The sequence below is a fragment of the Allobosea sp. genome, from assembly GCF_030694325.1.
GTDB lineage: Bacteria > Pseudomonadota > Alphaproteobacteria > Rhizobiales > Beijerinckiaceae > Allobosea.
Genome location: NZ_JAUXYO010000067.1, coordinates 1 through 11,283, shown reverse-complemented (window position 1 = coordinate 11,283; position 11,283 = coordinate 1). Strand labels below are relative to the sequence as shown.

Here is an 11,283-nt window from a genome sequence, read left to right as displayed (position 1 = left end):
GGAAGCGGCGCGACCCAGGCCGCGAAGGCGGCGCCGCCGCAGCCGATGAACAGGCCGAGATAGAGGGCGATGCGACTGGCCCAGAGCAGGACCCGCACCATCGCATCTGTCTGCGTCCCGGCGATCGGCGCCGTCGCGCTCGGATGACCAATCGAGAACAGCACCGAGCCGCCGACCGGGTGGCCGTCCGCCGAGACCACGCGCCAGCTGATCACATGCGTGCCGGGCGAAAGACCGGCGGGCGCCGCGATCACCAGGGTCCGGTCCCGGAGCTCGACGCGGTCGAGCGGCGTCGCCTGGCCGTCGGGGCCGATCAGCCGAAGCGCCAGCGGCGAGACCGGCTCGCTGAAGGCCAGCGTCATCTCCGAGGGCGCGACTGGAAGCACGCTGCCATCCGCCGGGCTCGCGCCGTTCAGCGCCGCATGCGCGAACGCGCTGCCGGCCGGCGCGAGTGCGACGGCGAGCAGTCCGATCAGGACGAGGAAGAGGCGCAGGCGAGCAGACATGATGGTTCCTGGCGACCGGGCGCTGAGGCCCGGCCGCGTGGTTCGGTTCACTTCTTGGGGGTGAGCTTCAGGCCCGGAGCCGGGAACTTGTAGTCGTCGGAGACCTTGCCGGCGGCGGGGATCTCGATCCAGCGCTCGACGCCGCCGCCCTCGCATTCCTGCACGATCGGGACATAGAGCGTCGTGTCGGGCTTCAGGTCGGTGGTGAGGTACCCGCGGAAGACGAACTCGTCATAGTGCTCGTCGAGCAGCTTGCCACCGCTCCAGACCACTTCCTTGACGCCTTCGGAGGTCGGCGTGCCGTAATAGTCATAGGCCTTGTCGTACTTGCCCTTGACGGTCTCCAGCGTCCAGCCGGCCTTCGGCATCGGCTTGATCGCGATCACCCCTTCCGGGATCTGCACGCGGACCTTGATGGTCGCGGCGCCCTTGCAGCCATGGGGCACGCGCGCCACGGCCTTGTAGGTCGAGCCGACGGGCGCGGTCTGCGTCTCCAGCGTGACATGGGCGATGGCGGGGCCGGCGACGAGCGCGGCGAGGGTGGCGAGCACGATACGGATCGACATGGGACTATCCTTCGAGTGACGAGGCCCTCAGCGGACCGTGCGATGGTGATGGTGAAAGCGAGGCAGCGGCGCGCGGGCGCCGCTGCGGATCAGCTGCGCAGCAGCGCGGGCAGGACGTGCGACAGCCCGATGGCGGCGTTGCCGCCCAGCCAGAGCCAGGCGACATTCAGCGCCGGGTCGAGCGGGACGGCGCGATCGGCCGCGATCAGAGCGACGGCTGCGATCAGCAGACCCGTCGCGAAACACGCACAAAGGCGTGTCAGCGGATGGAGGGACATGGAGGGTGTCCGTGCTGCTCGGCACGGCTGCAGATGATGATCGCCGGGATCAGCCTCTGGCGCCGGCCTTGGTCCGTGGGCGTGAGCGAACCTGCGGGCATCCTCATGGATGCGCGCGGGCGGGATCAGGCCTTGGTGGGCGGCGCGCGGGGGTTGGCCGGCGAGCGGCCGGCGACATAGCCCTGCGGCGCGTCGAGATGGCGCGCGAAGGCGACGAGATCGACCGGGCGGTGAACGACCGGCAGGAAGCTCGCGGCGGGTGCGGGCAGGCCGCTGCCCGACAGGGCGCAGCCGATCACGCAGCAGCTGGTCCGGTCATGCTGGGCCGTGCCCTGGTCGGACGCCGAGGGCGCCGGCATTTCCCCAGGCGCGCAGAGCGTCATCGCCAGCGACCGGTCGAGGCTCATGCTCGCGGCATGGGCCCCCGAGGCCAACCCTGTGAACACCGCCTGCAGCACGAGCAGATAGGCCGCGATGATCGCGACCCAACGGCGAGATGCTGCGCTCTGGCGGAATGCGGACAAGGACGGGTCTCCCGGATCGCTTCCTAGCACCGGGGCGGCGCCTGTCAAAGGGGTGGTGCTGTCGCGGCCTGTCGACCGGGATCATCGACGCCAACGACAATCGATCACGCCGCAGATCATGGGGGCCTTCGTGGCCGAGGCCCGCCAGGAGCGAAACCTTCAGCCCGCCTGATCGTAGCCGAGATAGGCGCCGAGCTTCATCATCGCCGTGTAGATCTGGCGGCCCGTGGCATCGTCCATGATCAGCGGCCGGCCATCGACGACGAGATAGATCAGGTTCTCGTCCTGCCAGTCGCTCGAGCGGCCGAATTCCAGTTCCAGCGGCGCGCTGCGATCGGTCTGGTCGATGACGACGCCATCGTAATAGGGGGTGGTCGACAAGGACGGCTCCTCTGAAGGCGACGCGGCTAGCGCTTGGTGAGTTCGATCTCGGGGATGGCCGGTCCGCCCGAGGCGCGCTCGCCATCCACGAAGACGGGGGACGGCTTCCGCGTGATGCGCAGGGCGATGTAGATCGCGACCAGGGCAGACAACGCCATCAGATAGACCAGCATCCCGCGCGCGCCCATGGCCTGCATCAGGCCGGTCGCGATCACGGGCCCGATCGCCGCGCCCGTGCCCCACAGGAACAGGAGCTGCGCCGAGAGCCCCACCGCCTGCTCGCGGCCGATCCGCAGATAGGCATGGGTGACGGCCACCGTGTAGAGCGGAATGCTGCACCCGCCGATCAGCGCGAACAGCGAAAACAGCCACAGCCTCGCCTGTGCCACCTCCGTCGCCTGGATCACCAGCAGCGCCGCAGCCGTCGCGGTGACGAGGCTGACCGCGCAGAGCATGATCAGACGGCTGGCGACGCGGTCGGCCAGCAGGCTCATCGGCCACTGCATCAGCAGCGCACCGACCTGGATTCCCGCCGTCAGCAGGATCGTGTTGCGTTGGTCGAGCCCGGCGAGGATGCCATAAGCCGGGATCACGCTCGTCAGCGGGCCGCTGACGAGTCCGACATAGAGGCAGCCCACGACGGCGGCCGGCGCCTGCCGCCAGAGCGCGCGCAGGCCCACCGAGACCACGTCGCTCGACTCTGGCCCGCGCGCCCGGGTCAGCGCCACCGGAATCAATGCGAACGAGAACACCATGCTGGCGAGCAGGAACACGTCCTGCGACTGGACGGCGACATAGCCGACGCCGATCTGCGAGCCGATCATCGCCACCCGGTTGAGCAGCTGATAGACGCCGAAGATGCGGCCGCGCTTCGCCCCGCTGGCCTGTCCGCTGATCCAGCTCTCGATGCAGATGCCGTGTCCGGCCGCGGCCAGCCCCATCAGCAGGCGCGGGCCGCCCCACCAGGGCTCGGGGATCAGCGCGAAGCTCAGTGTCGCCGCCGCTTGCAGTGCCGCGAACACGGCGAAGGCGCGGATATGCCCGATCCGGCGTACCAGCGACGGCATCGCGAAGCAGCCGGCGAGGAAGCCGACGGAATAGGCCGAGGCGACGAGGCCGATCAGCAGGGGCGGCTGGCCGGCGACGGCCATCCGCAGCGGCACCACCGTGTTGACGATGGTGCCGGCGAGCTGCAGCAGCAGGGCCCCCGAGACGATAGCGCCCAGCGCGGCGAAGGAACCCGTCGGTGCCTTCTGCGTCGTCATGGGGCAGTGCCCGGAGCCGGGCGACGAAACATGGAAGTGACCCTGGGAGAGCGGTCTTGCGCGGGACGACGCGCATCATATCTCGCTCTCTCAACGATGAAGGCTACGCCGATGCAGACGACCGATTTCCGCTTTCCGGGAGTGCTCAATTCGAAGGAGCTGCTCGTCGCAGAGGCCGTGCAGGCGCGCGCCTGGGCGGTCCTGTCCGGCAAGGGGCGTTTTCGCGACGATGACGAAGCCGCCAGGGCCAAGCTCGGCGGCATCGTCGTCCGTCTGATGGCGGACGGCTCGCAGTCGATCGGCGACCTCGCCAGCGCCGCGATCGACAGCTTCGAGAAGGCGGCGGTCTGATCGGGGCCGGAGGGCAGGGCGGGCTCCATTCACATTCTCTCGGATCCGGCTCGCGGCGCGAAGGCCCGAGTCGCCGCCATAACAGCACGATGCCCGCCGCGCAGCCATGGCGCCCGGCGCAAGCCGGACGCGTGGGGGCGCAGAGGGGGGCGATCCTGCGGCGGGCTATCCCTGCAGGATCTTGTCGATCGTGATCGGCAGGCTGCGGATGCGCTTGCCCGTGGCGTGATGGACCGCATTGGCGATGGCCGCCGCCGTGCCGACGATCCCGATCTCACCCAGCCCCTTCACGCCGATCGGGCTCGTCTTCTCGTCGCTCTCCTCGACGAAGATCACCTCGATGTCGTCGATGTCGGCGTTGACCGGCACGTGATATTCGGCGAGCGAGTGGTTCATGATCCGGCCCAGCCGATGGTCGGTCAGCGCCTCCTCGTGCAGAGCCATGCCGATCCCCCAGACCACGCCGCCGAGGATCTGGCTGCGGGCCGTCTTGGGATTGAGGATGCGCCCGGCCGCCACGGCGTTGACGATGCGCGTCACCCGCAGCACCCCGAGCTCCTCGTCGATCCGGACCTCGGCGAAGACCGCCGAATGCGTATAGGACGAATGGCTCTTCGGCAGCATCATGCCGATCAGCCCGGGGCCGGCGGATTCGGTCGCCGCGATCCCGTCCGGCCCGCTGGCGGCCACGATCTCCCCGAGAGCCAGGGAGCGCGCCGGGTCGGCGAGGCTGCGGATGTGCCCCCCCTCGAAGATCACGTCGTCGGCCTTGGCGCCGGCGAGCGGCGAGCCTTCGGCCGCCGCCCGGGTCAGCAGCGCGTCGCGCAGGCTGCTGCAGGCCGCCGCGACGGCACTGCCGGCCGAGGCCGCGGTCCAGGACCCGCCCTGGACCGGCGCCTCCGGCAGCGTCGAATCACCGAGCGCGACATCGACCGCCTCCATCGGCAGGCCTAGCGCATCAGCCGCGATCTGGGCGAGGATCGTGTAGGTCCCGGTGCCAATGTCGGAGGTGGCGCAGGCGATGGCGAGGCGGCCATCGGCGGTGAGTGTCGCCCGCGCCGAGGTCTTCATCATGCCGGCATCCCAGACGCCGCTGGCCATGCCCCAGCCGATCAACTCGCGCCCCTCGCGCATGGAGCCCGGCCGCGGGTCGCGCCGGCTCCAGCCGAAGCGCTCGGCGCCCGCGCGATAGCAGGCGCGCAGCTCCTTCGAGGTGAACGGCTTGTCCTCGTTCTCGTCCCGCTCGGCATAGTTGCGCAGGCGCAGCTCGACCGGGTCGACGCCGGTCGCCACCGCCAGCTCGTCCATCGCGCTTTCCAGGGCGAAGAGGCCGAGCGGCGCGCCGGGCGCGCGCATGTCGCCGGGCGAATAGGTGTCGAGCTTGGCCAGTTCGTAGCGCAGATCGACATGCTCGGCCGGGTAGAGCAGGCCCGACCAGTTCACCACCACCTCCTGGTGATCCTCGAAGCGCGACGTCGCCGCGATGGCCTGGTGCTGGATCGCGTGCAGCTTGCCGTCCTCGCCCGCGCCCAGAGAGACCAGATTGACCGTCTCCGGCCGGTGGACATGGCCGAACATCTGCTGGCGCGTCAGCTCGACGCGCACCGAGCGCTCGAGCGCGAGCGAGGCCATCACGGCGAGGAAGAGCTGGTGCTGCGGGCGCAGGCCCGAACCGAAGCCGCCGCCGACATAGGGCGAGACCACGCGCACATCGTCCCCGGAGAGACCGAAGACGTTGGTGACATAGGCCTGGCTGTTCTGCACGCCCTGCGTCTTGTCATGGACGGTGAGCTTGCCGCCGCCCTCCCAGACCACCGTCGTGGCATGGGGCTCCATCGGATTGTGGTGCTCGCTGGCGATGGCGTATTCGCCGGCGATCCGCACCGGCGCAGCGCCGAAGGCCTGCTGCGCGTCGCCGCGCGGCGCGGGAGGCGGCGCGATGCCGTTGCGCTTCTTCGGCGGCTCGTAGCTGTCGTGCCGGGCGCGGGCGAGATCGGTCTCGTGCGGCTGGCGGTCATAGGTCACGGCGACGAGCGCGGCGGCCTCGCGGGCGGCCTCGAAGCTCTCCGCCACGACCAGCGCGATCGGCTGCCCGCTATACTGGATCTCGTCGCTGTAGAGCGGCCGGAAGGGCGCGCCCGGCGGGGCGACCATGTCCCGGTACTTGTAGGTGAACCAGGCCGTCTTCGGCCGGTTCTCATGGGTGAAGACCCTGATGACGCCGGGCAGGGCCTCGGCTGCGGCGGTGTCGATCGACACGATCCGACCGCGCGCGATCGCGCTCTCGACGATGTAGCCATGGGCGAGATCGGCCGCCGTGAACTCGGCGGCATAGGTCGCCTGCCCTGTTACCTTGGCGGGGCCGTCGATGCGGCTGCGCGGCGAGCCGACGTGAAGGTCGTTCTTCAGCATGATCGAAAGCCTTTCAGGCGATGCGCTTGTCGGTCTGCGATTGCGGGGTGCCGGCGGCCGCCTGGCCGAGCGCGCGGAGGATGGCGCGTCGGGCGAGCTCGATCTTGAAGGTGTTGTGCTCATGGCCCTGCGCCCCCTCGAGCAGCTGTGTTGCGGCCGCCGCGAAGGCGGCCTCGTCGGCCGGCGAGCCGACCAGCGCCGCTTCCGCCTCCTCACGGCGCCAGGGCTTGTGCGCCACGCCACCGAGGGCCAGCCGGGCCGCCACGATGCGCCCCTCCCGGATGTCGAGGGCCGCCGCGACCGAGACCAGCGCGAAGGCGTAGGACAGGCGGTCCCGCAGCTTCAGATAGCTGTGATGGCCGGCGAAGGCCTCAGCCTCCGGAGGGAGCAGAACGGCTTCGATAATCTCGCCGGGCTGCAGCGTGTTGTCGCGCTCGGGCGCATCGCCCGGTAGGCGATGATAGTCGGCAAAGCGAATGCGGCGCGGCCCGTTCGGACCTTCGACGCGGATCTCCGCGCCGAGCGCCGCCAGTGCCACGCACATGTCCGAGGGGTGTGTCGCGATGCAGTGCTCGCTCGCGCCGAGGATGGCGTGGAGGCGGTTGACGCCGCCGATCGCGGGGCAGCCCGAGCCCGGCTCGCGCTTGTTGCAGGGCGTTTTCGTGTCGTAGAAATAATAGCAGCGGGTGCGCTGGTTCAGGTTGCCGCCCGTCGTCGCCGCATTGCGCAGTTGCGGCGTCGCGCCGGCCAGGATCGCGCTCGCCAGCAGCGGGAAGCGGGCGGCGACGCGCTCGTCCTCGGCGACGGTGCGGTTCGGCACCAGGGCACCGATCCGCAGGCCGCCCTCATCCGTGTCGTCGATGCCGTTCAGCGACGCGATCCGGGTGACGTCGACCAGGGCCGAGGGCGTCTCGACGCCATATTTCATCAGATCGACGAGATTGGTGCCGCCCGCCACGATCCGCGCATCCGGCGTGGCACAGAGCGCCTGCACGGCATCGGCAACGCTGTCGGCGCGGTGATAGGAAAAGCGCTTCATTCCGCGGCCTCCTGCACCGGCTGCCGCCGGCGGCCGACCACGTCCTCGATCGCATCGACGATGTTGGTGTAGGCGCCGCAGCGGCAGAGGTTGCCGCTCATGAACTCGCGGATCTCCTCGCGGCTCGTGGTGTGCCCTTCCTCGATCAGCGCCACCGCCGAGCAGATCTGCCCCGGCGTGCAATAGCCGCACTGGAAGGCGTCGTGCTCGATGAAGGCGGCCTGCAGCGGGTGCAGGCGCCCGTCCTGCGCCAGCCCCTCGATGGTGGTGATCGACTTGCCGTCCTGCATCACCGCGAGCTGCAGGCAGCTGTTGATGCGCTGGCCGTCGATCAGCACCGTGCAGGCGCCGCACTGGCCATGGTCGCAGCCCTTCTTGGTGCCGGTGAGGTCGAGATGGTTGCGCAGCAGATCCAGCAGCGTCGTGACGGGAGAGACCTCGAGCGAACGGCGCTTGCCGTTCAGCGTGATCTCGATGGGAACGGTCTGCGTCCCGACGATGGCATGGGCGGGCAAGGGCAACTCCTGTGTCGGCGGAATGTCGGGAAGGCGCAGCCATGGCAGGCTGGCATCGCCTTGCGACGCGCCCGCACTTCGTCCCGCCACAACAGGCTGTGCCCGACGGTTGTTCCACTGCGGTCCGTGAGGACGGCCGCCGTCGGGATCGGCTGCGGCGTCGTCGTTACGGAACCTCCGTGGGACACCCCGGTTGGGACTGTCGACCTCCAACAAGGATCTCTCGATGCCGATCTCCTCCTTCGCACCGGCGAAAACCGTCTGGCTTTCGTTGATGCTCGCGACCAGCGCGCTCACCCCCGCTATCGCCCAGACCGCCGCGCCGCCGGCCGCGACCATGCAGAGTCCGTCCAAGCCCGACGCCGACATGGCCGAGGTCCTGTCCGTGCTGGCCGGCCTCGGCGGCAAGCCGATCGAGAGCCTCGAGCCCGGCGACGCCCGCGACCAGCCGACGCCGACCGACGCGGTGATGAAGATCATCAAGGACAAGAAGATCGAGGCCGACCCTCATGCCGGCCTCAAGGTCTCCAACAGCCGGTTCGCCGACATGGGCAATCTGCGGCTGCGCTGGTATGTGCCGGAGAACGCGACGAAGGATTCGAACCTTCCGATCATCGTCTTCTTCCGCGGCGGCGGCTGGGTGATCGCGAGCCTCGACGTCTACGACGCCACCCCTTCGGCGCTGGCTCGCAAGACCGGCGCGGCGGTGGTTTCGGTCGACTATCCGATGGCGCCGGAGAACAAGTTCCCGGCCGCGCATGACGAGGCGATCGAGGCCTACAAATACGTGCTGAAGAACGCGCAGGGCTGGGGCTACGATCCCAACCGCATCGCGCTGGTCGGCGAGAGCGCCGGCGGCAACCTCGCCATCAACACCGCCATCGCCGCCCGCGACCAGAACCTGACGAAGCCGCTGGCGATCGTGTCGGTCTATCCGGTGGCGACGACCAGCCTCGACACGCCCTCCAAGAAGGAGCAGGCCAACGCCAAGCCGCTGAACACGCCGATGATGGCCTGGTTCGTGAAGCATGTCGTCAAGACCGAGGCCGATACGCAGGACCCGCGCCTCAACCTCGTCGCGGCCAATCTGAAGGGCCTGCCGCCGACCACGGTGATCAACGCCGAGATCGATCCGCTGAAGTCGGATGGCGACCTGATCGTCGCCAAGCTCAAGGAAGCGGGCGTCGAGACGACGCACCAGCTCTACACCGGCGTGACGCACGAGTTCTTCGGCATGGACGCGGTCGTCGCCAAGGCCCGCGAGGCGCAGGACTTCGCCGTCGCGCAGATCCGCAAGGGTTTCGAAGCCCCCAAGTGACGACCGGCGCGCGGCCTCGCCGCGCGCTCTCATCCCGACCGCCGCCGGCTCGCGCCGCGGCGGTCACCATTTCGCTGTCGATGGAGCCTTCATGGATCGCCGAACCGCCTTGCTCGGTCTCACCGGAGCCCTCATTGCCGGGTCAACTGCAGCGGCCTTGGCCCAAGCGCCCGTGACCATCGACCGTGTCGAGGGGGCAGGCCGCGGTCGCAGGCCCGCCATCCTGCTGCTGCACGGTGCCGACGGCATTACGAGGCGCGCGCAATACCAGTTCGCTGCCAATGCGCTGGCGGGCCAGGGCTACACGGTCCTGTTCCCGCACTACTTCGAGGCCACCGGCGAGCAGCGCGCCTCCTATGGCGAGATCGGCCGCAAATATCCGATCTGGCGCAGCGGTTTGGCGAAAGTGATCGAGAGCGTCCGCAAGGACCCGACGATCGACCCGTCGCGCCTCGCCATCGTCGGGATCTCGCTGGGCGGCGCGCTCGCTCTGTCGCTCGCCGCGCGCGACAGGCGCATCGGCGCCGTCGTCAGCTATTTCGGCTTCCTGCCTGAGGATCTCGACGAGGGCAGGCCGCGCGCGCCGACGCTGATCCTGCACGGCTCCGCCGACCGCATCGTGCCCGTGCGCAACGCCGAACGGATCGAGGCGCTGCTGCGCGGCCGCGGCGTGCCGGTCGAGACGCAGATCTATCCGGGCGAGGGCCACGGCTTCAGCCAGACCGCACAGCTCGATGCGGCGACCCGCAGCGTCGCCTTTCTGCGCCGCCATCTCGGCGCCTGAGCGGCGCCGAGCTTCGACCGACGGCTCAGCCGGTGACGGTCAGCATGATCTTGCCGAGATGAGCGCTCGATTCCATCAGCTCATGCCCCTGCCGCGCCTGGTCGAGCGGGAAGGTCGCATGGACGATCGGCTTCACGGCGCCGGCCTCCAGCAGCGGCCAGATTTCCTCGCGCAGTTTCGCGGCGATCTCCGCCTTGAGTGCGACCGAGCGCGGCCGCAGCGTCGAGCCGGTCAGCGTGAGCCTGCGGATCATCATCGCCGTCAGGTCGAGTTCGGCCTTGGGGCCCTGCAGGAAGGCGATCTGCACCAGCCGCCCTTCCACCGCCAGCGCCGCGATGTTGCGCTGGATATAGGGCCCGCCGACCATGTCGAGGATGACGTTGACGCCCCGGCCGTCGGTCAGGCGCTTGACCTCGGCCAGGAAATCCTGTGCGCGGTAATCGATCGCCTCATCGGCGCCGAGCGACCGGCAGAAGCCGCATTTGTCAGGCGAGCCGGCCGTCGCATAGACGGTCGCGCCCGCCTGCTTGGCGAGCTGGATCGCGGTCGAGCCGATGCCGCTGGAGCCGCCATGGATCAGGATGGTTTCGCCGGCGCGCAGCCGCCCGCGGGTGAAGACGTTGTCGTAGACGGTGAAATAGGTCTCGGGCAGGCCGGCGGCCGCCAGCAGCGAGAGCGGCTTTGGAACGGGCAGACAGAGTGCCTCGTCCGCGACCGCGTATTCGGCATAGCCGCCGCTGATCAAGAGCGCGCAGACCGCCTCGCCGATGCGGCTCGCGGCCACGCCCTCTCCGACGGCGACGATATGGCCGGAGACTTCGAGCCCCGGCACCGTGGTCGCGCCGGGCGGAGGCGGATAGCCGCCGGCCCGCTGCAGGCAATCCGGACGGTTGATCCCGGCGGCAGCCACCGCGATCAGGACCTGGCCCGCGCCCGGCTGCGGCACGGGGGCGGTCTCGATCTCGATCACCTCCGGCCCGCCGGGTCCGGAAAAACGCACCTGCTTCATCGTCTGCGGCAAAGCCATCATCGTCTCCGTGGGGCTGCGCCGGGAGGCGCCTTCGCCCCAACTTGTGGCGACGACGCGGGGTCGGTTCAAGGGCCGGGCCGCCCGGACGTCTACTGCAGCACGCGCGGCAGCCAGAGGCTGATCGCCGGGACATAGGTGATCAGCGCCAGGCTCAGCAGCAGCGGAACCAGCCAGGGCAGGATCGCCATCGTCGTCCGCTGGAAGCTGAGATTGGCGACACGCGCGAGCACGAAGAGCACGAGACCCATCGGCGGATGCAGCAGGCCGATCATCAGGTTCAGCACCATGACGAGCCCGAAATGCACCGGGTCGAT

The 11,283-nt window shown here is 69.5% G+C and carries 14 protein-coding genes; 3 read left to right on the top strand and 11 right to left on the bottom strand.

The window, feature by feature from the left end; translation table 11 throughout:
• From Q8M82_RS03800 to Q8M82_RS03775, 6 genes are all read right to left on the bottom strand, one after another.
• On the bottom strand, positions 1-506 hold a 506-nt coding region (locus tag Q8M82_RS03800; RefSeq protein ID WP_305690049.1), incomplete at its 3' end, for a copper resistance CopC family protein.
• A gap of 47 nt (positions 507-553) precedes the next feature.
• Complete coding sequence (locus tag Q8M82_RS03795; RefSeq protein ID WP_305690048.1) at positions 554-1,072, bottom strand: YcnI family copper-binding membrane protein; 519 nt, start codon at positions 1,070-1,072, stop codon at positions 554-556.
• Positions 1,073-1,161: 89 nt separating this feature from the next.
• Complete coding sequence (locus tag Q8M82_RS03790) at positions 1,162-1,350, bottom strand: hypothetical protein (protein WP_305690047.1); 189 nt, start codon at positions 1,348-1,350, stop codon at positions 1,162-1,164.
• A 125-nt stretch (positions 1,351-1,475) separates the two neighbouring features.
• Complete coding sequence (locus Q8M82_RS03785) at positions 1,476-1,874, bottom strand: DUF2946 family protein (protein ID WP_305690046.1); 399 nt, start codon at positions 1,872-1,874, stop codon at positions 1,476-1,478.
• A gap of 159 nt (positions 1,875-2,033) precedes the next feature.
• On the bottom strand, positions 2,034-2,255 hold the full coding sequence (locus tag Q8M82_RS03780) for a hypothetical protein (RefSeq protein ID WP_305690045.1): 222 nt from the start codon (positions 2,253-2,255) through the stop codon (positions 2,034-2,036).
• A gap of 26 nt (positions 2,256-2,281) precedes the next feature.
• Positions 2,282-3,520: an MFS transporter gene (locus tag Q8M82_RS03775; protein WP_305690044.1), complete on the bottom strand. Its 1,239-nt coding sequence runs from the start codon at positions 3,518-3,520 to the stop codon at positions 2,282-2,284.
• 111 nt (positions 3,521-3,631) lie between these two features.
• Here Q8M82_RS03775 and Q8M82_RS03770 point away from each other — a divergent pair, with 111 nt between their 5' ends.
• Positions 3,632-3,871 (top strand): hypothetical protein, encoded by a 240-nt coding sequence (locus Q8M82_RS03770; RefSeq protein ID WP_305690043.1) that lies wholly within the window; start codon positions 3,632-3,634, stop codon positions 3,869-3,871.
• A 165-nt stretch (positions 3,872-4,036) separates the two neighbouring features.
• Here Q8M82_RS03770 and Q8M82_RS03765 read toward each other — a convergent pair whose 3' ends face one another.
• The 3 genes from Q8M82_RS03765 to Q8M82_RS03755 are packed head-to-tail and all read right to left on the bottom strand — an operon-like array spanning position 4,037 to position 7,843.
• Positions 4,037-6,283 (bottom strand): xanthine dehydrogenase family protein molybdopterin-binding subunit, encoded by a 2,247-nt coding sequence (locus tag Q8M82_RS03765; RefSeq protein WP_305690042.1) that lies wholly within the window; start codon positions 6,281-6,283, stop codon positions 4,037-4,039.
• 13 nt (positions 6,284-6,296) lie between these two features.
• Positions 6,297-7,322, bottom strand: a complete 1,026-nt coding sequence (locus tag Q8M82_RS03760; protein WP_305690041.1) for an FAD binding domain-containing protein — start codon at positions 7,320-7,322, stop codon at positions 6,297-6,299.
• The gene (locus Q8M82_RS03755; protein WP_371126226.1) at positions 7,319-7,843 is read right to left on the bottom strand and encodes a (2Fe-2S)-binding protein; all 525 of its coding nucleotides are present in this window, start codon (positions 7,841-7,843) and stop codon (positions 7,319-7,321) included. Before Q8M82_RS03755 ends, Q8M82_RS03760 begins: the two co-directional genes overlap by 4 nt.
• A 187-nt stretch (positions 7,844-8,030) precedes the next feature.
• On the opposite strand from Q8M82_RS03755, the gene Q8M82_RS03750 reads away from it, so the two are divergent.
• Together Q8M82_RS03750 and Q8M82_RS03745 are read left to right on the top strand one after the other, a co-directional pair.
• Positions 8,031-9,155, top strand: a complete 1,125-nt coding sequence (locus tag Q8M82_RS03750) for an alpha/beta hydrolase (RefSeq protein WP_305690039.1) — start codon at positions 8,031-8,033, stop codon at positions 9,153-9,155.
• A 172-nt stretch (positions 9,156-9,327) separates the two neighbouring features.
• Positions 9,328-9,939 (top strand): alpha/beta hydrolase family protein, encoded by a 612-nt coding sequence (locus Q8M82_RS03745; RefSeq protein WP_305690038.1) that lies wholly within the window; start codon positions 9,328-9,330, stop codon positions 9,937-9,939.
• A gap of 25 nt (positions 9,940-9,964) precedes the next feature.
• On the opposite strand, the gene Q8M82_RS03740 is transcribed toward Q8M82_RS03745, so the two are convergent.
• Positions 9,965-10,969: an NAD(P)H-quinone oxidoreductase gene (locus tag Q8M82_RS03740; protein WP_305690050.1), complete on the bottom strand. Its 1,005-nt coding sequence runs from the start codon at positions 10,967-10,969 to the stop codon at positions 9,965-9,967.
• An 89-nt stretch (positions 10,970-11,058) separates the two neighbouring features.
• On the bottom strand, positions 11,059-11,283 hold a 225-nt coding region (locus Q8M82_RS03735), incomplete at its 5' end, for a TRAP transporter large permease subunit (RefSeq protein ID WP_305690037.1).